The organism is Aeromicrobium sp. YIM 150415, from assembly GCF_016918125.1.
In the GTDB taxonomy this organism is placed as follows: domain Bacteria; phylum Actinomycetota; class Actinomycetes; order Propionibacteriales; family Nocardioidaceae; genus Aeromicrobium; species Aeromicrobium piscarium.
Window position 1 is genome coordinate 38,762 of sequence record NZ_JAERWM010000002.1, and the last position, 22,075, is coordinate 60,836.

Genomic DNA, 22,075 nt, shown 5'->3' on the forward strand with positions numbered 1-22,075 from the left:
TCGATTCCCTGACATTCGTCATGGACCATGGATCAGTTGGCCCTTTCGAGGGCGGAGCACGACGATGAAGGCTGAGCATGCAGATCGAGACCCACGATGTCACGGTGGACGGGCCACACACGGTCTTGTTGCGTCCCACGACCCTGACCGCGAGGAGCCGAGAGGTCACCCTCGTCGAGGGTCCTCCCGGCACGGGTCACACCGCGCTGTCCCTGGTGCTGGGCGGCCGGCTGCGTCCCGATGGCGGGACCGTCCTGCTGGACGGCAGCCCCGACGGTCAGGGCCTGCGCGAGCGCGTCGCGCTCGTCGATGTGCCCGATGTGTCGGAGCCCGATGACGTGGTCAAGCTGTCGACCGTCGTCGGCGAGGAGCTCGCGATGGCTCGCCGCACGGCCAGCCCCGCGGCAGTACGCGCCTGGCTCGAGCATCACGACGCCCTCGACTGGCATGGCACGCGCGTCGAGGACGTGCCGGGTCCCGTGCGCGTGCACCTGCTGAGCGAACTCGCCGCGCTCCGGCCCGGCGTGGAGGCACTGGTGATCTGCGCACCGGACCGTTACGGCGCCCTCGGCGACGAAGCCTATGACGTGGCGGACCGGATCGCCCGCCGCGACCTCGTGGTCGTCCTCCAGCTCATGACGGCCAGCGCCCGCACGCTCGGGCTCCCGGCGACCCGACTCGGCAATGCCGCCGACGGCACCTCTGAGGAGATCGCATGACCTCGCTCCGCATGGCCATCAGCGAGTTCCGCCGGCTGACCGCCGGGAGGATGCCGGCACTCGCCATCCTCGCCATCACCCTCATCCCCACGCTGTACGCCTCGCTGTACCTGTGGGCCAATCACGATCCCTACGCGAAGCTGAGCAGCGTGCAGGCCGCCCTCGTGGTCGACGACGTCCCCGCGCAGTCCGATCAGAGCGGGGAGATCCACGCCGGTCGCGATGTGGCGCACGACCTGCGCGAGGACGGATCCTTCGACTGGCAGGAGGTGAGCGACGCGGAGGCCCGCCAGGGCGTCCAGGACGGCACCTATCTGTTCGCGCTCACCATCCCGCGCGAGTTCTCCTCGGCGCTGGCGTCGACGGCGGACTTCGAACCGAAGAAGGCCGAGCTGACACTCACCACGAATGAGGCCAACAACTATCTCTCGACGACGATCGCCGATCAGGTGCTCTCGAAGGTCAGCGGCTCGATCGCGCAGAACGTGAGCGAGCAGGCCGCCAGCGCCTTCCTGCTCGGCTTCTCCACCCTGCACGATCAGCTGCTTCAGGCCGGTGACGGAGCCCAGCAGTTGGCCGATGGTCTCGTCGACGCCGAGAGCGGCGCGGGACAGCTGCGCGACGGCGCCGGTGAGCTGGTCTCGGGCCAGCAGCAGCTGCTCGGCGGTCAGCAGCAGCTCGCCTCGGGGATCGACCAGGCGGCCGGCGGAGCCGACCAGTTGGCCGCCGGTGCGGCCACGCTGGCGCCGGGGGCGCGGCAGGTCGCCGACGGCAATGCTCAGATCGCGCAGATCGGCGACGAGATCGCGAACGCCTCCCAGACGGCGAACGGCGACCTCGACACGATCCGCGCCGACATCGTCCAGCAGCTCGACGCGGCGGGTATCTCCGATCCGCAGCGTCAGCAGATCCTCGACACCCTCGACGGCTTCCGTCAGCCCCTCGACGATCTCAACGATCGCGTCCAATCGACCTCAGGACAGCTCGACCAGCTCGCTTCCGGTTCACAACAGGTGGCCGACGGGGCTCAGCGGCTAGCGGACGGGTCAGCCACCCTCACCGACGGGCTAGGAACCGCGCGGTCCGGATCGCAGCAGCTGGTCAGCGGTCAGCAGGAGGCGTTGTCCGGTGCGCAGCAGTTGCAGAGCGGCGCGGGCGAGCTGGCCGACGGGATCGGCACGGCACAGACGGGTGCCCAGGAGCTGGCCGATGGCCTCGCGGACGGCGTCTCCTCGATCCCCGCGCTGGACGAGCAACGACGCGATGAGACCGCGCAGACGATCGCCTCCCCCATTGCCACCGAGGACGTGTCCCAGGCCTCGGCCGATTCGTACGGCGCCGGGCTCGCGCCGTTCTTCCTGTCGATCGGTGCCTGGGTGGGCGCCTATGTGATGTTCCTGCTGGTGCGTCCGCTCTCGAACCGGGCGATCGCGGCCCGGCAGTCGCCCTTGCGCACAGCCCTGGGTGGCTGGCTGACACCGGCGGTGATCGCGGTCGTCCAGTCCGTCGTGATGCTCTTCGTGGTGCGCTTCGCCGTCGAGATCGACTGGGTACGCGCCGGCTATGTGTCGTTGCTGCTCGCGCTGGTCTCGGTGACCTTCGTGGCGATCGTGCACACCCTCAACGCCTGGCTCGGCACCGTGGGCCAGCTGCTCGGCCTGGTGCTGCTGGTCTTGCAGCTGGCCAGCGCGGGCGGGACCTTCCCCTGGCAGACGCTGCCCGGGCCCTTGCAGGTCGTCCACCACGTGCTGCCGATGACCTATGCCGTGGACGGGTTGCGGCACCTCATGTACGGCGCATCGCTGGAGAGTCTGCCGCGCACGGTGGCGGTCCTGGTGGCCTATATCGTCGGCGCCCTCGCTCTGACCTGCGCCGCCGCCTATCGACGCCGCATCTGGACCGTCTCCCAGATCAAACCCGAGATCGCCCTCTAGCGGACCTTCCCGGGGCGGTGACTTACGCACTTCTCGCCCGACGGGGCGGTGGCCTACGCACCTCTCGGATCGTTCGAGAGGTGCGTAAGTCACCGCTCCGGAGCGTGATGGTGGGGTCAGCGGTGGGCGGCGGCGTAGACGGTCTTCTTGCGGACGCCGGTCTGGTCCGCGACCTGCGCGATAGCGTCCTTGCGGCTCAATCCGGTCGACTCCGCCTCGGCGACCAGACCGGCAAGCGCCTCGTCATCGAGATCGGCTGCCGGCGCCGCTGGCGCCCCGGCGACCACGAGCGTGACCTCACCGCGGATGCCGTGCTCCTGCCCGGCCGCCCACTCGGCGAGCTCGCCGAGTGGGCGGCGCACGACCTCCTCATAGGTCTTGGTCAGTTCGCGGCACAGCGCCGCAGGGCGGTCGGCGCCGAAGGCCTCGGCCATCGCCTCCAGGCTCGCGACCGTCCGGTGCGGCGACTCGAAGAACACCATCGTGCGGCGGTCGGCGGCGAGCTCGGCCAGGAAGCGCGCCCGCTCCCCCTGCTTGCGCGGCAGGAACCCCTCGAAGCTGAAGCGATCGACCGGCAGTCCCGACAGCGCGAGCGCCGTGAGGACCGCGGAGGGACCGGGGATCGCGGTGACCGGCAGGTCCTCGGCCACCGCTGCCGCGACGAGCCGGTACCCCGGATCGGAGACGCTCGGCATCCCGGCATCGGTGACCAGCACGATGGTGCGGCCCGCTCTCAGCTCCTCGATGAGCTCGGCAGTGCGCCGCTCCTCATTGCCCTCGAAGTACGACACCACCCGTCCGGGAACGTCGATACCGAGATCGGCCGCGAGACGACGCAGCCGCCGGGTGTCCTCCGCCGCGACGACATCGGCCTGTGCGAGAGCGGGTCCGAGGCGACGCGAGGCATCGTCGGCTCGTCCGATGGGGGTGCCGGCCAGGATCAACACGTTCCTCATCCTCGCAGGCCTGCGAAGTCCTCGCCCCGGGGCCCGTCGTCGTCCACGAGTGGTGCAATCGTGACCGCGAGTGGGGCAAACTCGCCCTCGAAAAGCCGTTTCGCGGGCGAGATGGCACCACTCGGCGGACCTCGAGGCGCGCGACGTGGCGTCTCTCGGCCCGGCCACTAGGGTGGAGCGCGTGCTGGAGCGAGTGACGTGGCGCGCGTGGTCGTGGATCGTGCCGAGCGCCCTCGCCGTCCTCGCCTTCGCACTCCGCGTGGTGCGACTCGACCGTCCCGATGTCCTCGCCTTCGACGAGACCTACTACGCCAAGGACGCGTGGTCGCTGCTCCAGTTCGGCTACGTCCGCGACTACGTCGACGATGCGAATGACCGCATCGAGGCGGGGAATCTGAACGCCCTCTTCAGTCCGGACCCGGCGTGGATCGTGCACCCGGACGGCGGCAAGTGGTTCATCGCTCTCGGGGAGTCGATCTTCGGCATGACCCCGTTCGGCTGGCGGATCAGTGCCGTGATCGCCGGTGCGCTGACCGTGATGGTGCTCGCGCGTCTGCTGATCTCCCTCACCGACTCGCTGTGGGTAGGGGCGCTCGGTGGTCTGCTGTTGACCCTCGACGGCGTCCACTTCGTGATGTCCAGGCTCGCTCTCCTCGACATCTTCCTGACCTTCTGGCTGGTATGCGCCGTGGCCTGTCTGGTCACCGATCGACGACGACTCGACCGCACGCTCGACCGAGGTGAGCGTCCTCGCCCATGGCGCCGGTGGCAGCTCGCCGCGGGCGCGTGCTTCGGTCTGGCGATCGCCACCAAGTGGAGCGGTCTGTACGTGCTCGCGGCCTTCGGTCTCACCGTGGTCGTCTGGGAGGTCGCCGCGCGACGTCGGAGCGCACGCGAACATGGTCGCGCACCGAAGGCGATGGTGCCGTCGCTGTTCGCCGTCGGCCTCCCGGCCTTCTGCCGTCTGGTCCTGGTGGCGGCAGCGGTCTATCTGCTGAGCTGGGCCGGCTGGTTCTGGCACCGAGGAGCCTATGAGGACCGCTTCGGTCACGGCTATGGGGATTACGCCCCGTGGCCGAGCGTCGAGCATCCGATGGGCGGCCCTCTCGGCGCTGTGCTCGACCCACTGCGCTCGTGGTGGAGCTTCCACGTCATGACGTGGGAGTTCCACACCGGCGACTATCTCACCGGCAAGACCCACCCCTACGCCTCCCATCCGATCGGCTGGCTGGTGCAGTGGCGGCCCGTCGCCGTCGACACGACCACCGATGTGCCCGCCGCGCAGTGCGGGGCGCCCGCCGACTCGAGCTGCATCAGCGAGGTCCTCATCCTCGGCAATCCGATCATCTGGTGGATCGGGATCGTGGCGCTCATCGCCGTGCTGGTCATGTGGCTGCGCGGACGGCACTGGCGGCTGAGCCTGCCCCTCGTCGGAGTCGCGGCGACGTGGCTTCCCTGGTTCGCCAGCGCGGACCGGCCGATCTTCTCGTTCTACTCGGTCGCGATCGTGCCCTTCCTCATCATCGCCATCTGCCTGGCCGTCCACGGCGTGCATCGCCGGGCGGCGGCTCGCGGCATGCTGCGACTGTTCTGGGTGGCGCTCGGCGTCTTCGTCGCCGCCGTCGCCGCGGCCTTCGTGTTCTTCTATCCGATCTGGACCGATGTGCTGCTCCCCTACGACACGTGGCATCAGCGGATGTGGCTCTCCCGCTGGATCTGAGACGATCTCGTCACGACCGACATCACCCGGTAGAGCACCGAGGAGTTGGTGATGACGAACGAGAGCACGGACGAGGTGTTGCTGCACCGCGCCTGCCGGGACGACGAGAGGGCCTTCGGGGTGCTCTTCGACCGTCACGTCGACGCGGTCTACTGGCAGGCGTTCGGAGTCCTGCGCCATCGCGACGAGGCCCAGGACGTCGCCCAGGAGACCTTCGTGACGGCCTGGCGACGCCGCCACGACATCACGATCGTCGATGAATCGGTGCTTCCGTGGCTGCTCGTCACCGCTCGGTTCACCGCGCAGAACGCCCGGCGCAAGATCGCCCGCGTGCATCCGGGCGAGCTCCCCGAGCTCGCCGACGACGCTCGCTCCGCCGACGAGCTGGTCGCCGACGCCGACATCCGTTCGGCGATCGCGGACGCCGTCGGTCGCCTCACTCCGGTGGATCAACAGCTCTTCGCCCTCTGCGTAGAGGACGACTACAGCTATGCCGATGCCGCTGCCGCGCTGGGCGTCTCCCACGGCGTGGTCCGCAACCGCCTGTCTCGACTGCGCAGCCGCCTGCGCGTCGACCTTCATTCCGTCCGGGAGGACTCATGACCTCACTCGATGACATCCTGACGCCTGAACGCCGCGAGGAGATGCGGTCGCAGGTGCTCACCGAGGTGCGGGGCGATATCGCGAAGCGCGCTCGGCCATCGCGAGGACGGATGGTGGTGGGAGCGCTCGCCACGGCGGCCGCGTTGGCAGTGGTGGCCGGGGTGGGCGTGCAGGCACTCTCCGTGTTCACACCGTCGTCGTCGGACTCGTCGGACTCGTCGGTGAGCTCGTTGCCCGCCGACTCGCCGGGACAGGCCGAGAGCGCACCCGGCGCCGAGCAGGAGGACGCCCCGCAGTCCCTCGACCAGGCGGATCGTGTGGTGGTGACCACCGGCTCTGCCCGGGTGGAGGTCGACGACGTCCCGAGCGCGGTGGACGCGATCGTGGCCTTCGCCACCGCCGAGGGGGGCCGCATCGATGCGCAAGAACAGCAGTCGGACGGCCGCGCCAGGCTGACGGTGCGCGTGGCCCCGGACGCCGTCCCTCGGCTCACCTCACGACTCGATGAGCTCGGCGCCGTCGAGGACGTGAGCATCTCGCGCTCGGACGAGACCGCTACGGCCGTCGACCTGGCCGCGCGAATCCGTTCGCTGGAGGTCTCCACCGCACGGTTGGAGGCGATCATGGCCGAGGCCGACTCGAGCCAGGATCTGCTGGCGACCGAGCAGACCCTCGCGGAGCGGCAGAGCGAGCTCGAGAGCTTACAAGCTCAGCAGGCGGCCCTGGAGGGACGCTCGGAGCTCGCCAGCATCGAGGTCGTCCTCAGCGCCCGTCCCGGGCCGCAGGCGGTGGACCCCGGCGGCTTCATCGGTGGCCTGCAGGGCAGCTGGAACGCCCTGAACCGTACGGCCGAGGCCGGATTGACCGTGGCAGGTGCGCTGGTGCCGTGGTCGCCCTTCCTCCTGGCCGCGGTGGGTCTCTGGTGGTGGCGCCGGCGGCGCATTGCCTGAGACTTCATCGAAACTATGCGTCTCTATGCGGCGCCTTCGTCGCGGATGAACTCCAGCCCGCGGCGGTAGGAGGTGACCTCGAACTCCGGGAAGGCCGCGGTGAACTTCGAGGAATCGAAGCGGTTGTCGTGGGCGTAGCGCGGGAGCAGTTCCTTGAGCTCTCGTACTTGGGAGGAGAAGAGACCGGCTGCGCTGAGCGCCCACCGCGGGACGACGGTGTACCCATGCTCCTGACCGAACACGTCGGCCGCCAGCTCGACGAACTCGCGATAGGTCGGCCGCTCGTCGCAGCACGGCAGATGCCAAGTCTGCCCGAAGGCCTCGGGTGTATTGCCGAGGAGGGCCAGCGCGCGGCTCGCATCGGGAGTCCAGATGAGCGTGCGCAGTCGGTCGTCGCGGACCGGCACGCGGGCCTTCCTGCCGGACTTCAGGTTGTCGATCACGAGGGTGTTGGTGATGCTCTGGGTCTTGCCCGGGCCGTAGAACTCCGGCGCCCGGCCGATGAGCACCGGGATCTCTCCCCGTTCGATCTCCGCGAGCACCATCGAGGCCATCTCAGCGCGGACCTTGCCCTTGCGCCCGAGGGGCGCGAAGGGAGTGTCCTCGGTCTGGACTCGGTCATCCTGCGGATACATGTAGGTGTTGTCGAAGTAGGCGAACCTCGCGCCGGCCGCCCGGGCCGCGTCGAGTGCATTGCCGAGCATCGTCGGGAACTGCTTCTCCCAGAGCTCGGTATCGGCCGGCAGGCCCGCGGTGAAGTAGACGATCTCACTGCCGTCGACCGCAGCCGCCGTCTGCCCGGCGTCGAGCAGATCGGCCGATGCCAGAGCATCGGTCTCGTTGACCTTGCGGGGATGGCGGCTCACGAGCCGGAGGTCGGGTGCGTACTCGCGGTTCAGCTCACGGGCGAGCTCGACCGCGATCTGACCATTGGCTCCCAGGATCGTCTGCATGCGGGCCTCACGTTCTCGACGGCGGTTCCGTCAACGATGCCAGCATGACAAAGGGCCTGGCCGACCGGCCAGACCCTTGGTCAGACGTGGTGGAGCATAGGAGATTCGAACTCCTGACCTCTTCGATGCGAACGAAGCGCGCTACCAACTGCGCCAATGCCCCAGTGGCACTGAGCCTACCACTGGCTCAGTGACCGACGGCCCGGCGGGTCTCCGGGTGATCCTGCTCGTCGCGGCGGGTCGGGAACTCGACGTTCTCACCCTCCACGTGGCCGGAGGTCCAGGCGCCCGCCTGGGTGAAATCGATGGTGCGGACCGTGCGGCCGGCGCGCGGCTTGGTCACATAGGTGGGCACCGTCACCGGCAGCGGATCCCAGAGCATCTGGCCGTCGACGCCGACACTCGGCACCGCGATCTCCAGCTGCTCGTCGAGGGCATCCTCGGTGAGCGGGACGTCCTCCATGACGTGCTTGCGGTCAGGGTCGATGTCGTCGACGTTGACGATGATGGTCGCCTCGTCGTCGGCGCTGTACTCGGGTGCGGATGACGACGTCACCCGGGAGGTGAGCGATCCGACCTTGCCCTTGAGCGCCGCGAAGCGACTCGCTCGCGGTTCACGCTCCTCGGGCGTCTCGTCGGCGACCGGCCGCTCCTCGCGGACGCGGGGAGCCCGGGGCTGGGAGATGCCGCGCTCGGCGCGCACCATGACCCGGCACAGGATCAGCCACCCCACGATCAACGCCGCGGGCACGGCGATCGCCCACAGCGGCAGATAGCCGAAGCCGGCGACACCGCCGACGACGGCGAGCAGCGCCACGAGCGTCAGCAGCGTGTTGCGGCGACGGCGCGCGGCGATGCGAGCCGCCTCGCGCGTGACAGTGGGAGCGGGACGGTGCGGCGCGCCCGGCGACCGGTGATCGGCAGCGGGCTCGGCGGCGGGGGAAGAAGTGTCGGTCTGGTTCGACGTCACCACACGGCGCATGGGACCCTCCGTATCGAGTGCGGAGTTCTTATTGGCCTCGTCGTAGCGACGCAGGACCAGCGGCACGAAGTACGTCGCCCAGAGGGCGACGACGAACGCGACGATGAGTCCGGAGGAAGCCACGTTGAAACCGTAGGGCTTCAGCGCCCCGGATCGTGGGATCAGCCTGCGTGTGTCGCTGATGAGTTGTCACACGCGGCGATGATGCCAGCGGCGCAGGACCCCCTCCGGGACATCCTCGGAGGTGAGCTGGAAGAGCACGTGGTCCTGCCAGTCCCCCGCGATGTGCAGGTACCGCGGGGCGATGCCGATGCGCTGGAAGCCGAGCTTCTCGACGACACGCAGGCTGGCGGCGTTCTCGGGTCGTATCGCGATCTCGACACGATGCAGACCCGCCGGCCCGAGCAGATGGTCCGTCACCAGCGCCACGGCGGTCGGCGTGATGCCGCGACCGGCGTACGAGCGCGCCACCCAGTAGCCGATACTCGACGACTGCGCCGAGCCGCCGGTGATCGCGTTGACCGTCAGCTGGCCCACCATCTGCCCGTCCCAGGTGACCGCGAACGGCATGACCGAACCCTCGCGGGCACGGCGCCGCAATCCGCTGATCATGGTCGTATAGGAGATCGGCGGCGGGCCCGCGCCGGGCGGGAGAGTCGCTTCCCAGGGCGCCAGCCATTCGAGATTGTCGGCCCGCAACCGCGACCAGGTGGTGGCATCGCGCCGGGCCAGCGGCCGGACCCCGATCTGGCCGTCGCGCAGCGTGACCGGCCAGCCGCGGGCCATCAGAAGGAGCGGTCGAGGACGATGGTGCGCACGGTGTCACCGAGATTGAGCGCCGTCTCGTCCTCGCCCACGACGATGAGCGCGTTCGCCTGGGCCAGATGGCCGATCAGGTGAGCGCCACGGCCCTTGACCGGGGTGACCTTGGCACCACGGTGGGTGACCTCGAAGACACCCCGCACATACTCGCGCTGCCCCGGCTCCGAGGCGATGTCCTCGGCGAGGACGGCATGGACCTGGGGACGACGGTAAGGCGTGCGACCCATGAGCCGGCGCAGCGCCGGGAGCGCGAACACCTCGAAGGACACGAAGGCCGAGACCGGGTCACCGGGCAGCGCGATCAACGGGGTCTCCTCGTCGAGCACCCGGCCGAATCCCTGGTCGTGGCCCGGCTCGAGGGCGACATCGTGGAACTGGACGGTTCCGACATTGCCGAGCACCTGACGCACGACATCGCGTCGCGAATGCCCCAGGCCGCCGGTGGTGATGACCAGGTCGGCACGCACCAGCTGATCGGACAGCACCCGCTGGAACTGGCGCGGATCGTCGCCCACAGCGCCGACCCGGAAGGCGATCGCCCCGGCCGCGCGCACCGCGGCGGCGATCATCGAGGAGTTGCCGTCATAGACGGAGTCGTGGCCGAGGTGCTCGCCCGGCTCGCGCAGCTCGCGACCGGTGGAGATGATGACCACACGCGGGCGCGGGCGCGCCTTGATCCGTGAGCGTCCCACGGAGGCCAGGAGGCCGATCTCGCGTGGACCGAGCACCGACCCCTCGGGGAGGACCAGCGTGCCGGCCTGGACGTCCTCGCCCTGGCGCCGGACGTTCTGGCCGGGGGTGGCCGGGCGGGTGAAGCCGACCCGCGCATGGTCCCCCCGCACATGCTCGACCGGGACGACGGCATCCGCCCCATGCGGCAGCGGTGCCCCCGTCATGATCGTGACGCAGGTGCCCGAGCTGATGGCGAAGGGCTTGCCCGATCCCGAGACGATCTCGCCGACGACCGGAAGCTCGACCGGACCGGTCGTGCTGGCCCCCGTGAGATCCTGCGCGGCGACGGCGTAGCCGTCGATATCGGCGGAGTCGTGCCGCGGTAGGTCCAGGTCGCTCACGATCTCCTCGTGCAGCGACAGCCCCAGCGACTCGACTACGGGCTGATCGTAGGCGCCGAGCGGACCGATCCCGCGCAGGATCGTCTCGAGGTGGTCCTCCACCGTGAGGCGTCCTGGGGCGATGCTGTGCGGTCGCGGTCTGGGCGGCAGCCCAGAACCACCAGACGCCGCGGTGGGTGCTCCGCTGGTCGACTCTCCCGCTGTCATGTGTGTCAGCCTAACCCGCGCGCAGGACGGTTCCGGCGGCGACGTTCCGGGACTCGCCCTGCGGCGCCGTGACCGTGACGTCGCCGATGACCGTCGCCGCGCCCTCGAAGCTGACATCACCCTCCACGCGCAGACGCGTCGCCCGCACGAGGGAGAGCGGCTCGGGCACGCGCCGCTCGAAGTCCGCGATTCTCGTGAAGTAGTCGCGATCGAGGGACACGAGCGGTGCCGCCGAGCCGGCACGCAGCCGCCCGTCCGCGCCCAGCTCGTAGACATCGGACCGCAGGAGGGCGAGGTCATTGGTGGTCTTGACCGGCAGGAACCGTGAGCGCGGCACCTCGATGGCCGTCGCACCGTCGAAGACCTCGACCGCGGCTCCCATCGCCGACTCGATCTGCACGACCTTGGGCGAGGAGGGGTCCGTGGGATCGACCGTCTTCTCATTGCGGATGAGGGGCAGCCCGATCACTCCGCGCCGCTCGTTCAGGACCTCGCGCAGCCGCACCAGGTCGAACCACAGGTTGTTGGTGTGGAAGTACCGGTGTCGCTGCGGGTCGGTGGCGTACTGCTCGTCCTCGGCTGCGGTCTGTGCCGTCTCGCGCAGGACGAGCCGGCCGTCGCGCTTGCGGACCACCAGATGACCGCCCTTCACATCGGCGGGAGTACGTTCGCACACCTCTGCCGCGTAGGGGGCTCCTGACTGGGCGAACCAGGCCATCATCTGCGGATCGGGGGCGGCACCGAGATTGTCCGAGTTCGAGACCGAGACGTAGCGGAATCCCTCGCCGATCAACCGGTCGAGGACGCCCGAGGTCTGCAGCGCCGTGTAGAGGTCGCCGTGGCCGGGCGGACACCACTCGAGGGAGGGGTCGTCGGGCCAGTCGACCGGGGCCAGGGTGTCGGCACGGAGCTTGGGCTCGCGGTTCTGCAGGAAGTCCAGCGGCAGATCGCCGTACGCCAGGTCGGGATGGCGTACGAGGGCTGCCAGCGTGTCGTCGCGGGTGCGGAAGCTGTCCATGAACAGCAGCGGAAGACGGGCGCCGAGATTCTCGCGGACGTAGGTGACCTGTCGCGCGATGATATCGAGGAAGGTCGCGTCCTCACGGACTCGCAGCAGCGACTTGGCCCGGTCCATGCCCATCGACGTGCCGAGTCCGCCGTTGAGCTTGACGATCGCCGTCACCTGCGCGGCGGCACGGGCCTCCTCGGGGCTGAAGGCGAGGTCGGCGACGGCATCGATATCGCGCAAGGGATCGACATCGGACTCGCGGATCGCGCCGCTGGCTCCGCTCTCGAGCTGAGCGTAGAAGTCCGAGAACACGTCGATCGCCTGCTGGGGGACACCCGCGGTGTGCATCCGCTCCTGCGCTTCGTTGAGTCCACTCACTCGCCATAGGCTAGCGCCATGTCCGGTTCCGCACCCGCGAACAAGCCGATCCTGCGTCGCGAGCTCCTCGCACGCCGTCGCGCACGACCCGCCGCGGAGCGCCGCGCATCGGGTGAGACCCTCGCGCTCCACGCGCTGTCTCAGCTGGCATTGAGCCGCGGGCCACGGATCGCCTGCTATCTGGCGATGGCCGAGGAACCGGACACGCTGCCGCTCATCGAGGCACTGCGCGGCCGCGGAGTCGAGGTGATCGTGCCGGTCAGCGAACCGGCCACGCGGATGCTCGACTGGGTCCTGGTCGACGATGAGCCGACCACATTCGGCGCTCACGGAATCGCGGAGCCGGCCGGTGCCCGACTGGGCCCGGGGGCCCTGGCGACGTGTACCACTGCCTTCGTTCCGGCACTCGCGGTCGATCACGCCGGTCATCGCCTCGGCCGCGGTGCCGGCTACTACGATCGGGCGTTGGAGCACTACCCCGGGCTGACCTGCGCGATCGTCTTCGCCGATGAGCTCGTGCCAGCCCTCCCCCACGAACCGCACGACGTCACGGTGAACGTGGCGCTCACTCCCGCGGGCATCTTCCGCCCGGAGGCCTGACCCGCGGCACCGGGTGGCGGTAGCTGATCAACCCTACCCGCGCGGCAGCGGTAGACGGTCAACCTCATCGGAGCCCGAATACGTTGACGGACTACCGCCGGAGCGGGCGATACGTTGACCGTCTACCACTACCCGAGGCGAGACCCGGGACGAGCGGGGTCAGAAGGGTCGGGCGGCGAGGTGCGGCGCGCCCATCCACGTGTCCGAGACGATCTCGACCGGACGGCTGGAGTTGGGCGCGTGGATCATCCGTCCCCCGCCGAGCGAGATCGCCACGTGGTAGATGCCCGAACCGTTGGACCAGAACAGCAGGTCACCGCGCTGGCGCTGGGAGGGGTCGATCTTCCGGAAGGCGTTGTACTGGTCCCCTGCCACCCGAGGCGAGCCCTTTCCAGCGGCTTCGAGAGCCCGCATGACCAGGCCCGAGCAGTCGAAGGAGTTCGGGCCCGCGCCGCCCCACTGGTACGGCTTGCCCAACTGGGCCTGCGCATAGCCGATCATCGCCTCGACCCCAGTCGGGTTCGGCGCCGGCGGCGGAGGTGGCGGCTTGGGCGCCGGCGGATTCGGCTTCGGCGCCGGCGGAGGGGGAGGCGGCTGGGTGGGCCGCGGGGCCTCGGTCGTCGGCGCGGGCCGGTTCGGCGACGGCGAGGTGTTCTCACCGCCCGATCCTCCGGGCGCGCCCTCAGGGACCGAGGAAGGACCCGAGGAGTCGATGCGCTCGTCGATCCGGTCCTGTCGCGAGGTCACCTCGTCGACGCTGAGCTCCTGCAACCGAGCCAGCTCCGCCAGCAGCGTCTCGCGCTCGCCGGTCAACTCACCCTGACGCTGTTCCGCCTCGGCGATCGTGTCCTCGATGAACTGCACGGTCGACCGTTGCGCGGCGAGGGCGTCGTCGCGGCGCTGCTGTGCCCGCTCGGCCTCGTCGAGCACGGTGCGCACGACGGCCTGCTTGGCTTCCAACTGCGAGATCTGGGCGGCCACGGCGTCCTGTGTGCTGGCGAAGGCTCCCGCACGCTCGAGCAGCTCACGAGGCTCGCTCGAACCGACCATGGAGGAGATGGCCTGGATGCTGTCGTTGCCCTCCAGCTGGCGCAGCGTGAGGTCGGCGACGGATGTCCGCTCGGTCTCCAGCTCGGCCTCGGCCTCGGCGATCTGCCCATCCAGCTCGGCGATCTCGGAGTCGGCGCGCTCCGCGGCCACCACGGCGGCGTTGTACTGCTCAGAGGCCGCCGCGGCATTGGCATAGAGGCCATTGAGCGCCTGACGGGACTCGACCAGCTCGACCTGGATGGCGGCGACCCGGTCCTCGTCCGGGGCAGCCTGGACAGCCGACATCGAGGCCCCGACAAGGCCGACGACCGACACCACGAGCAGGGGGAAGCGGCGACTCATGGGTCACCACGCTAATCCCCCAGAGCCTCAGGGGGAACACCAGTCACATAATTTTCTTCCGTCACATGCGTGTCGGTGCTGGACTTCGGTTGAAAAAGGGCGATCATTCGCGTCCCACCATGGGAGACGTCTCAGCCGACACCCACCACGGGCAGCCGCAATGCCGCCGGCGCGGAGTCCGGCACGACCGGGTTCTTCGGCACGACCGGCTCCACCCGGCGGTAGCGGGCGCCGAGCGCCGGGCGGGGATCCGTCTCACCCTTGTTCGGCCAGAGGGCCATCGCCCGCTCGGCCTGAGCGGTGATCGTCAGGGACGGATTGACGCCGAGATTGGCACTCACCGCCGAGCCGTCCGCGACGTGAAGCCCGGGGTGGCCGAACACGCGCTGATACGGGTCGATGACGCCATTGGCCGCCGAGTCCCCGATCGCGCAGCCGCCCATGAAGTGCGCGGTCATCGGCACTCCGACCGGCTCTCCGACCGTGCCGCCGGCGATACCGCCCATGATGTCGGCCATCGTCGTCACCGCCTGATGTCCTTCGGGGATATAGGTCGGGTTCGGCAGCCCGTGCCCCTGGCGCGAGGTGAGCCGGCGACGACCGAACGGTCCCTTCTTGGTGTAAGTGGTGATCGAGTTGTCGTAGGCCTGCATGACCAGCGCGATCACGGTCCGCTCCGACCAATGGCGCCAGTCGAAGATCTTGTGCAGGTATGGCGCCATCTTGAGCATGTTGACCGCCCATTCGCGCAGCCGGTGTCGGCCGGTGTCGGCGGGTGCCAGGGCCGACTGCACGAGCATCATCGCGTTGGAGCCCTTGCCGTAGCGGACCGGCTCGATGTGCGTGTAGGGATCGGGATGGATTGAAGACGTGATGGCCACACCCTCGGAGTAATCGACCGAGTCGTCCGTGGCGATGGCGCCGAGCAATGCCTCGGAGTTGGTGCGGGTCAGCACCCCGAGGCGACGTGAGAGCCGCGGGAGATCGCCGTTATCGCGCAGCTTGTGCAGCAGCCGCTGAGTGCCCAGAGCGCTGGCGGCGAAGACCACCTGATCGGCCGTGAAGGTGGTGCCCTTGCCGAAGCGCTTGTCGGTCGGCTTGGTGCTGATCTCGTAACCGCCCCGGCGCCGGGGACGCACCCTCGTGACCGTGGTCAGGGCGAAGATGCTCGCTCCCGCCTGCTCGGCGAGATAGAGATAGTTCTTGACGAGGGTGTTCTTGGCATTGTGCCGGCAGCCGGTCATGCACTCGCCGCAGTTGAGGCAGGCGTTGCGTCGAGGCCCCGCCCCGCCGAAGTAGGGGTCGTCGAGCGGGGCGCCCGGCTCGGGGCCGAAGGTGACACCCACCGGCGCGTAGTGGAAGGTCCCCTCGACACCCATGCGACGGGCGGTCTCCTGCATGACCCGGTCGGCCGGCGTTTCCATCGCGTACTCGACGACGCCGAGCATCCGCTTGGCCTGGTCGTAGTACGGCGCGAGCTCGTCCTTCCAGTCCGTGATGTAACCCCAGGCCGGATCGCGGAAGAACGGTTCGAGTGGCTCGTACAGCGTGTTGGCGTACACGAGCGACCCTCCCCCGACGCCAGCGCCGGACAGGATGAGCGAGTCCTTCAGCAGGTCGACGCGCTGGATGCCATAGCAGCCGATCGCCGGTGCCCACAGGTAGTCGCGCAGGTGCCAGGAGGTGGTGGCGAACTCGTCGTCGCGGAAGCGTCGTCCGGCCTCGAGCACGGCGACGCGGTAGCCCTTCTCGGTCAGCCGCAGCGCCGAGACGCTCCCGCCGAAGCCCGATCCGATGACGATGACGTCGTAATGCTCGCTCATGCCTTCCCCGCCTTCTTGAGGAGCCGCAGACCCAGAGTCATGAGCTTGCTGAAGGCGCCGGACCCGATGAACGGCGGGCCTCCGACGGGCATCAGCCGCTGAGCACCGATCGCCTGGCTCTCGGTAAAGCGCAGGAGACCCTCGGCACCCTGACGGCGGCCGGTGCCCGACTCGCGCATGCCGCCCATCGGGGCGTCGATGCTGCCGAAGGTCGCGGCGAAGCCCTCGTTGACGTTGACGGTGCCGGCCTTGAGCCGCGCGGCGACGCGCCTGGCGGTCCGCGCCGGCCCCCAGACGCTCGCGTTGAGTCCGTAGACGCCAGAGTTCGCGAAGGCGACGGCCTCGTCGACGGTGTCATAGGAGTAGAGCGAGACGAGCGGGCCGAAGGTCTCCTCGGCGAAGCATTCGGCCGCCGGAGTGACGCCTTCGAGCACGGTCGGCTCGTAGAACCACGGCCCCAGCTCGGGGCGGGCGCGCCCGCCGACGAGCACGGTGGCGCCCTGCGCGATGGCGTCGTCGACGTGTTTCTCGATCGTCGCGAGCTGCGCCGGGGAGACCAGGGTGCCCATGTCGGCCTCCCAGTCCAGCGCGGTGCCGAAGCTCATCGACTGGACCCGGCGCACCAGTGCGTCACGGAAGGCGGCGTACTGGCGGCGGTGGATGTAGATCCTCTCGATGGAGACGCACAGCTGCCCAGCCGAGGAGAAGGCGGCGGTGACGGCACCGGCGGCCGCCTTCTCGACGTTCGCCCCCGGCAGCACGATCATCGGGTTCTTGCCGCCGAGTTCGAGCGAGCAGCCGATGAGTCGCTCGGCGCACTGGCCGGCCACACGCTTGCCCGTGGCCGTGGAGCCGGTGAAGCAGATGTAGTCGGCTCGCTCGATGATCGCGTGTCCCACGACCGAGCCCTGACCGCTCACCACCTGCCAGAGCTCGGGCGGGAATCCCGCCTCGCGCAGCAGCTCGACCCCCGCGAGAGCCGTGAGCGGGCTCTGGCTGTCGGGCTTGTGCACGACGGCGTTACCGGCCGCGACGGCCGCGAGGCCATCGGAGATCGCCATGGTCAGCGGATAGTTCCACGGGCTGATGACGCCGACGACGCCCTTCGGCTGCTGCACCTGGCGCACGGAGGTGAGACCCGGGTAGACGCCCGAGCGCCGGTGCGGGCCGACGATCTTGGCCAGCCGGCGGCCGTAGTAGCGCGCGGTGAGCGCGAGGTGCGCGATCTCGTCGAAGGCGTGGGCGCGCGACTTGCCGGACTCGAGCTGGATCAGGTCGAGCAGCTCCTCCTGACGGTCCAGGACGAGATCGTGCAAGCGCAGCAGCATCTGCTGGCGGGCCTGCGGCGACGTACGGGCCCACGTCCGCTGCGCGCGCCGCGCGGCCTCGAAAGCGGCGGCGACGTCATCGACGCTGGAGACGGGGACCGTCGCGATCTCGTCACCGGTCAGTGGCGAGACGGTGCGTCGCGTCTCGTCGATGGAGGTGCGGATGAGTGCGGTGAGCTGCCGGACTCGGTCGTCCGACACCGGGGATGTGACCTGGCTGACATCGAGCATGTCGATCAGGATACCGCGAGTATCTGAAATGTGACATGGGCGATGTCACATTCCTGGACGAATTCGTTTCACCGGCGGCGAGACGTGCGATGTGACGCGGGCTCGCGGGCGGTGAGCTATCCCGCACCCCTCCCCTAGGCGGTGAGCCATCACGCACTTTCGCCGCCGGAGTGCGTAACAGCTCACCGCCCGCCGGCGGCGAACACTCGTGGGCCGGGGAGAAGGCTCACGAGGCGATGCGTAGGGAGTCGTCCCGCACTGGACGAAGGAGGTGATTCCGCGGCTGCCCTGACTGCCACGGAATCGCATCCTTTGTTCGCGCTCGACGGAGGATGCGACTCTATGGTCGCCCCAGCAGCCACAGAATCACATCTCCCGTGCCCACGAGGCAGGCAGCACGAGGATCCCTGCGTGTACGGGGAGCACCGCGCACGGGAGCACACCCGGCACGAAGGCTCAGATGAGAGACCGGGCCAGGAACAAAGAGCCCGGGACGTCCTCATAGCCCGGGAGCGAGCCGGTCGGCTGGTAGCCGCGAGACCGGTACAGCGCCACGGCAGCTGTCTGTTGCTCGCCCGTGTGCAGAACCAGACGCCGAACTCCCCGCCGCCGGGCCTCGGTCTCCATCCGCTCGAGCAGCGAGGCACCCATGCCCTCACCACGCGCATCGGCGGCGACATACATGCGCTTGAGCTCGAGATCCTCACCCACTCGGCGCAGACTCGCCGTCGCCACCGGCGCCCCCTCACGGTCACCGAGCACCGTCAGCGCCATCTCACCCGGCCCGACGGGTGCCCCCGGAGGCGCCTCCTCCGCCGGACGGCCATACAGCAGATTCATCTCGACCGACATGAGCGACAGGAGAGCCACCACGTCGGGATCGTCATAGGGCACCTCGTGCCACCGCACCGGACCCGCGGTCACGGCTTGCGGCCGGTGCGACGGTTGACGATCACCCCGATCGCCACGCCCAACAGCGTCACAGCGGTCAACGTCAGCCACATCGGCGACCTCAGATCCATCCACAAGAACGTGATCTTGGTGTCGTGACGGTTCTGCACGATGAACACCACCGCGACGATCGCCAGGACGATCGCCTGCCACCGATGACGGAGAAAATCTTCCACGGCCGGCCCCTCTCGAACGCATCCGCGACGCGATGGCGCGCCGCTGACCGTCATCCTAGGACGACCTCGACCCGCTGGAACTCCTTCAGCTCCGTGTAGCCGGTCGTCGCCATCGCCCTGCGCAAGGCGCCGATGAGGTTCATCGTGCCGTCCGACACCGACGACGGACCGAACAGCACCTGCTCCAATGACCCGACCGTGCCGATATCGACACGCTCACCACGCGGCAGATCCGGGTGCCACGCCTCAGCACCCCAGTGGAAACCACGTCCCGGCGCCTCATCGGCCCGCGCGAAGGGCGAGCCGATCATGACCGCATCCGCACCACACGCGACCGCCTTCGCGATATCACCGCTGCGCCCGATCGAGCCGTCCGCGATGATGTGCACATAACGGCCCCCGGACTCGTCCAGGTAGTCGCGACGCGCAGCGGCGACATCGGCGACCGCCGACGCCATCGGCACCGCCACACCCAGCACCGAGCGAGTGGTGTGCGCCGCTCCCCCACCGAAACCGACCAGCACACCTGCCGCGCCGGTGCGCATGAGGTGCAGGCCCGCCTGGTAGGTAGCGCACCCGCCGACGATCACCGGAACGTCCAGCTCGTAGATGAAGTTCTTCAGATTCAACGGCTCGGTCTGGCCCGAGACGTGCTCCGCCGACACGGTCGTGCCGCGGATGACGAAGAGGTCCACACCCGCGCTGACGACGGTCTCGGCGAACTGCTTGGTGCGCTGAGGCGACAACGCCCCCGCGACCGTCACGCCCGCATCGCGGACCTGCTGCAGCCGCGCAGCGATCAGCTCAGCCTTGATCGGCTCACGGTAGATCTCCTGCAGCCGCTGGGTGGCGCTGGCCGGGTCGATCGTCGCGATCTCCTCCAGCAGCCGCTCGGGATTCTCATAGCGCGTCCACAGACCCTCCAGGTCGAGGACGCCGAGACCGCCCATGCGGCCGAGGGCGATCGCCGTGTCCGGGCTCATGACCGAGTCCATCGGAGCGGCCATCACCGGCAGGTCGAAGCGATAGGCATCGATCTGCCAATGCGTCGATACCTCCTCGGGATCACGCGTGCGCCGCGACGGGACTATCGCGATGTCGTCGAAGTGATATCCCTGCCGCCCGCGCTTGGCCATCCCGATATCGATGCTCATGTGGTTCAGCCTAGTGGTCCACGTAGTTCATCTGACAACCTCGTGCGCCCGGCGGCCATCGGGCCACCGGGCGCACGGGCACCGTCAGCGGATCATCCGGCCAGGCGGCTCTCCCGGTCGTAGTTCTGACCGAGGAAACGCGGCTGGCGCGCCCACCGGAAGGCGAACATCATGACCACGAGGGTCGCGACATACGGCAGCATCAGCACGAACTGGTGGGGAATGCCGACCCCGGCCACTTGGGCCCGCAATGCCAGCACTTCCATGCCGGCGAAGAAGGCCGCACCGGCGAGGATGTACTGAGGACGCCAACCGCCGAGGAAGGCGAGCGCGATGACGAGCCAGCCGCGACCGGCCACCATGCCCTCGGTGAACGTGCCGGTGTAGACCATCGGCAGGTAGGCCCCCGCCACGCCGACGAGCGCCGCGCCCAGCACCGAGGCGACGATCCGCGTGCGGGCGACGTTCACGCCCAGGCTGTCGGCCGACCGCGGATTCTCGCCGCAGGCGCGGAACCGCAAGCCCGCATTCGTCCGGTACATGAACCAGAACAGCAGCCCGGACAGCACGAAGGCCGTGTACACCAGCAGGTCGTGGTCGAAGAACATCTCCCCCAGGTACGGGATCTTCGACAGCAGCGGGATGGGATAGGACTCCAGCGTCGGGATCAGCGGCGGCTCCAGCGTGGTGCCGACGGCCACCCGGTACAGCAGGCTCGCCAACCCCAGCGCCGCGAAGTACAGCGCGAGGCCGACGATGAACTGGTCGAGTCGCCAGTTCGTCGTCATGACGCCGAGGATCAGGCCGAACAGGCCCGCCACGGCCGCCGCGACGAACACTCCCACCGCGTTGCTGCCTACCGAGTAGCTCACCAGGAAGCCCACGGCCGCGCCGAGGACCATGAGGCCCTCCTGGCTGACGTTGAAGACACCGGCCCGGCCGCTCAACACGGTCCCCTGCGCCGCCAGCACGAACGGCACCATCGCCGGAAGCACCAGCGCCACGAACTCCGCGATCTCGTTCATCGCACTCGCCTCTCGAAACGCCGACGCACCACGTCGGACAGCAACAGGAACAGCAGGATCAGGGCCTGCACGATCAGCACCAGCTCGACCGGCACCTGGGCGGTGCGCTGCATGGAGCTCGCACCGACCTCCAGCACCGCGATACCGAAGGCGACGACCGGGATCGCCGCCATCGAACCGCGGGCCATCAGCCCGACGATGATGCCCAGGATGAGGAAGTTCGACTGCATTCCCTCGAGCATCTTGCCGTGGACACCGGCCACCTCGATGGCACCGGCGAGACCGCCGATGCCGCCGCCGACGACGATGCCGAGGCCGGCGAGCCGCGACGTCCGCAGCCCGTGCACGAGCGAGGCGCGGGGATTGGCTCCCACCGCCCGCATCTCGAAGCCGGACGGCGTGCGACGCACCCACAGCCAGACCGCCACGCACACCACGAGCGTCAGGACCACACCCAGGTGGATCGGGGGCGGTCCCCCGATACCCGGCAGGCGAGCGCCGTCACCGACCGGCACGGTCGCGGGGTGACCCGCGCCGGCGTCCGGCCACACGTGGGAGGCGACATAGTCGATCAGCTGGAACGAGACGAAGTTCAACAGCACGGTGCTGAGGATCTCGTTGACCCCGAACTTCACCATCAGAACCGCCGCGATGCCGGCCCAGACCGCTCCGGCCAGGACACCGGCGATCAGGACCATCGGCAAGAGCAGGAGCAGCGGCAGATCCGACAACAGGATGCCCATCGCGACGCCGCCGGTCGCACCGACGAGCAACTGGCCCTCGGCACCGATGTTGAACTTGCCCGTCGCCAGCGGGATCGCGAAGGCATAGGCGCACAGGACGATCGGCACCCACTTGTGCAGCGTCTCCACCATGCCGAAGGAGGTCGAGAAGGACGTGGTGAGGATGGACTCGATCGCTCGCACCGGGTCGTAGCCGAGGGCGACGATGATGATCGCCCCCACCACGAACGCGGCCAGGACCGAGAAGACGTAGCTGCCGGCCATCCACAGCAGACCGTTCGCCTTCTTCTCCGCCGGCACGGGAGCCGGCGAGGGAGCCGGTTCGGTCGTCTGGACACTCATGCCG

The 22,075-nt window shown here is 69.1% G+C and carries 20 protein-coding genes and 1 tRNA gene; 6 read left to right on the forward strand and 15 right to left on the reverse strand.

Going from position 1 to position 22,075, the window contains the following annotated elements; all coding sequences use genetic code 11:
• The first annotated feature begins 77 nt into the window (after positions 1–77).
• Together JL108_RS00935 and JL108_RS00940 are read left to right on the forward strand one after the other, a co-directional pair.
• Positions 78–719 (forward strand): ABC transporter ATP-binding protein, encoded by a 642-nt coding sequence (locus JL108_RS00935; protein ID WP_143913749.1) that lies wholly within the window; start codon positions 78–80, stop codon positions 717–719.
• Positions 716–2,653 carry a YhgE/Pip domain-containing protein gene (locus JL108_RS00940; protein WP_205196507.1) on the forward strand — a complete coding sequence of 646 codons (1,938 nt, stop codon included), beginning with the start codon at positions 716–718 and terminating at the stop codon, positions 2,651–2,653. Before JL108_RS00935 ends, JL108_RS00940 begins: the two co-directional genes overlap by 4 nt.
• A gap of 116 nt (positions 2,654–2,769) precedes the next feature.
• On the opposite strand, the gene rsmI is transcribed toward JL108_RS00940, so the two are convergent.
• On the reverse strand, positions 2,770–3,609 hold the full coding sequence (gene rsmI / locus JL108_RS00945; RefSeq protein ID WP_205196508.1) for a 16S rRNA (cytidine(1402)-2'-O)-methyltransferase: 840 nt from the start codon (positions 3,607–3,609) through the stop codon (positions 2,770–2,772).
• A 181-nt stretch (positions 3,610–3,790) separates the two neighbouring features.
• Between rsmI and JL108_RS00950 the strand changes: the two genes are divergently transcribed.
• Genes JL108_RS00950 through JL108_RS00960 form a run of 3 tightly spaced genes read left to right on the forward strand, consistent with a single transcriptional unit; the run spans position 3,791 to position 6,882 of the window.
• A complete protein-coding gene (locus JL108_RS00950) occupies positions 3,791–5,329 on the forward strand; it encodes a dolichyl-phosphate-mannose--protein mannosyltransferase (protein WP_205196509.1) in 1,539 nt (512 codons plus the stop codon).
• Between the two features lie 51 nt (positions 5,330–5,380).
• Complete coding sequence (locus tag JL108_RS00955) at positions 5,381–5,932, forward strand: RNA polymerase sigma factor (RefSeq protein ID WP_205196510.1); 552 nt, start codon at positions 5,381–5,383, stop codon at positions 5,930–5,932.
• On the forward strand, positions 5,929–6,882 hold the full coding sequence (locus JL108_RS00960) for a DUF4349 domain-containing protein (RefSeq protein WP_205196511.1): 954 nt from the start codon (positions 5,929–5,931) through the stop codon (positions 6,880–6,882). Before JL108_RS00955 ends, JL108_RS00960 begins: the two co-directional genes overlap by 4 nt.
• 23 nt (positions 6,883–6,905) lie before the next feature.
• Here the strand turns inward: JL108_RS00960 and JL108_RS00965 are convergent, their stop codons facing one another.
• From JL108_RS00965 to JL108_RS00990, 6 genes are all read right to left on the reverse strand, one after another.
• Positions 6,906–7,835, reverse strand: coding sequence for an NAD-dependent epimerase/dehydratase family protein (locus tag JL108_RS00965; RefSeq protein WP_205196512.1), 930 nt, complete (start codon positions 7,833–7,835; stop codon positions 6,906–6,908).
• 87 nt (positions 7,836–7,922) lie between these two features.
• Positions 7,923–7,998 (reverse strand) — tRNA-Ala (locus JL108_RS00970).
• A gap of 24 nt (positions 7,999–8,022) precedes the next feature.
• Positions 8,023–8,940, reverse strand: a complete 918-nt coding sequence (locus tag JL108_RS00975) for a hypothetical protein (protein WP_205196513.1) — start codon at positions 8,938–8,940, stop codon at positions 8,023–8,025.
• A 66-nt stretch (positions 8,941–9,006) separates the two neighbouring features.
• Positions 9,007–9,603: a GNAT family N-acetyltransferase gene (locus JL108_RS00980; RefSeq protein ID WP_205196514.1), complete on the reverse strand. Its 597-nt coding sequence runs from the start codon at positions 9,601–9,603 to the stop codon at positions 9,007–9,009.
• Positions 9,603–10,919 carry a gephyrin-like molybdotransferase Glp gene (gene glp / locus JL108_RS00985; RefSeq protein WP_205196515.1) on the reverse strand — a complete coding sequence of 439 codons (1,317 nt, stop codon included), beginning with the start codon at positions 10,917–10,919 and terminating at the stop codon, positions 9,603–9,605. The genes JL108_RS00980 and glp overlap by 1 nt, the downstream gene beginning before the upstream one ends.
• A gap of 10 nt (positions 10,920–10,929) precedes the next feature.
• Positions 10,930–12,276, reverse strand: coding sequence for a UTP--glucose-1-phosphate uridylyltransferase (locus JL108_RS00990; RefSeq protein ID WP_205196551.1), 1,347 nt, complete (start codon positions 12,274–12,276; stop codon positions 10,930–10,932).
• A 48-nt stretch (positions 12,277–12,324) separates the two neighbouring features.
• Here JL108_RS00990 and JL108_RS00995 point away from each other — a divergent pair, with 48 nt between their 5' ends.
• A complete protein-coding gene (locus JL108_RS00995; RefSeq protein WP_205196516.1) occupies positions 12,325–12,906 on the forward strand; it encodes a 5-formyltetrahydrofolate cyclo-ligase in 582 nt (193 codons plus the stop codon).
• Between the two features lie 159 nt (positions 12,907–13,065).
• Here JL108_RS00995 and JL108_RS01000 read toward each other — a convergent pair whose 3' ends face one another.
• The 8 genes from JL108_RS01000 to JL108_RS01035 form a co-directional block, all read right to left on the reverse strand.
• A complete protein-coding gene (locus tag JL108_RS01000) occupies positions 13,066–14,298 on the reverse strand; it encodes an NlpC/P60 family protein (protein ID WP_205196517.1) in 1,233 nt (410 codons plus the stop codon).
• 131 nt (positions 14,299–14,429) lie between these two features.
• Positions 14,430–16,121, reverse strand: a complete 1,692-nt coding sequence (locus JL108_RS01005) for an FAD-dependent oxidoreductase (RefSeq protein ID WP_205196518.1) — start codon at positions 16,119–16,121, stop codon at positions 14,430–14,432.
• Positions 16,118–17,680 (reverse strand): succinic semialdehyde dehydrogenase, encoded by a 1,563-nt coding sequence (locus JL108_RS01010; RefSeq protein ID WP_205196519.1) that lies wholly within the window; start codon positions 17,678–17,680, stop codon positions 16,118–16,120. Before JL108_RS01010 ends, JL108_RS01005 begins: the two co-directional genes overlap by 4 nt.
• Before the next feature lie 456 nt (positions 17,681–18,136).
• Positions 18,137–18,574, reverse strand: a complete 438-nt coding sequence (locus JL108_RS01015; protein WP_205196520.1) for a GNAT family N-acetyltransferase — start codon at positions 18,572–18,574, stop codon at positions 18,137–18,139.
• A 26-nt stretch (positions 18,575–18,600) separates the two neighbouring features.
• Positions 18,601–18,807, reverse strand: coding sequence for a hypothetical protein (locus tag JL108_RS01020; RefSeq protein WP_143911461.1), 207 nt, complete (start codon positions 18,805–18,807; stop codon positions 18,601–18,603).
• A gap of 50 nt (positions 18,808–18,857) precedes the next feature.
• Entirely contained in the window at positions 18,858–19,961 is a 1,104-nt protein-coding gene (locus JL108_RS01025; RefSeq protein WP_143911460.1) for a GuaB3 family IMP dehydrogenase-related protein, read from the reverse strand.
• 92 nt (positions 19,962–20,053) lie between these two features.
• A complete protein-coding gene (locus tag JL108_RS01030) occupies positions 20,054–20,986 on the reverse strand; it encodes an ABC transporter permease (RefSeq protein ID WP_205196521.1) in 933 nt (310 codons plus the stop codon).
• Entirely contained in the window at positions 20,983–22,071 is a 1,089-nt protein-coding gene (locus JL108_RS01035; RefSeq protein ID WP_205196522.1) for an ABC transporter permease, read from the reverse strand. Before JL108_RS01035 ends, JL108_RS01030 begins: the two co-directional genes overlap by 4 nt.
• Positions 22,072–22,075: the final 4 nt, after the last annotated feature.

Bases quoted from the DNA above. Each gene is read 5' to 3' on its own strand.
- JL108_RS00935 (WP_143913749.1), top strand. From the start codon at position 78: ATGCAGATCGAGACCCACGATGTCACGGTGGACGGGCCACACACGGTC.
- JL108_RS00940 (WP_205196507.1), top strand. From the start codon at position 716: ATGACCTCGCTCCGCATGGCCATCAGCGAGTTCCGCCGGCTGACCGCC.
- rsmI (WP_205196508.1), bottom strand. From the start codon at position 3,609: ATGAGGAACGTGTTGATCCTGGCCGGCACCCCCATCGGACGAGCCGAC.
- JL108_RS00955 (WP_205196510.1), top strand. From the start codon at position 5,381: ATGACGAACGAGAGCACGGACGAGGTGTTGCTGCACCGCGCCTGCCGG.
- JL108_RS00960 (WP_205196511.1), top strand. From the start codon at position 5,929: ATGACCTCACTCGATGACATCCTGACGCCTGAACGCCGCGAGGAGATG.
- JL108_RS00965 (WP_205196512.1), bottom strand. From the start codon at position 7,835: ATGCAGACGATCCTGGGAGCCAATGGTCAGATCGCGGTCGAGCTCGCC.
- JL108_RS00980 (WP_205196514.1), bottom strand. From the start codon at position 9,603: ATGGCCCGCGGCTGGCCGGTCACGCTGCGCGACGGCCAGATCGGGGTC.
- glp (WP_205196515.1), bottom strand. From the start codon at position 10,919: ATGACAGCGGGAGAGTCGACCAGCGGAGCACCCACCGCGGCGTCTGGT.
- JL108_RS00990 (WP_205196551.1), bottom strand. From the start codon at position 12,276: ATGCACACCGCGGGTGTCCCCCAGCAGGCGATCGACGTGTTCTCGGAC.
- JL108_RS00995 (WP_205196516.1), top strand. From the start codon at position 12,325: ATGTCCGGTTCCGCACCCGCGAACAAGCCGATCCTGCGTCGCGAGCTC.
- JL108_RS01000 (WP_205196517.1), bottom strand. From the start codon at position 14,298: ATGAGTCGCCGCTTCCCCCTGCTCGTGGTGTCGGTCGTCGGCCTTGTC.
- JL108_RS01005 (WP_205196518.1), bottom strand. From the start codon at position 16,121: ATGAGCGAGCATTACGACGTCATCGTCATCGGATCGGGCTTCGGCGGG.
- JL108_RS01010 (WP_205196519.1), bottom strand. From the start codon at position 17,680: ATGCTCGATGTCAGCCAGGTCACATCCCCGGTGTCGGACGACCGAGTC.
- JL108_RS01025 (WP_143911460.1), bottom strand. From the start codon at position 19,961: ATGAGCATCGATATCGGGATGGCCAAGCGCGGGCGGCAGGGATATCAC.
- JL108_RS01030 (WP_205196521.1), bottom strand. From the start codon at position 20,986: ATGAACGAGATCGCGGAGTTCGTGGCGCTGGTGCTTCCGGCGATGGTG.
- JL108_RS01035 (WP_205196522.1), bottom strand. From the start codon at position 22,071: ATGAGTGTCCAGACGACCGAACCGGCTCCCTCGCCGGCTCCCGTGCCG.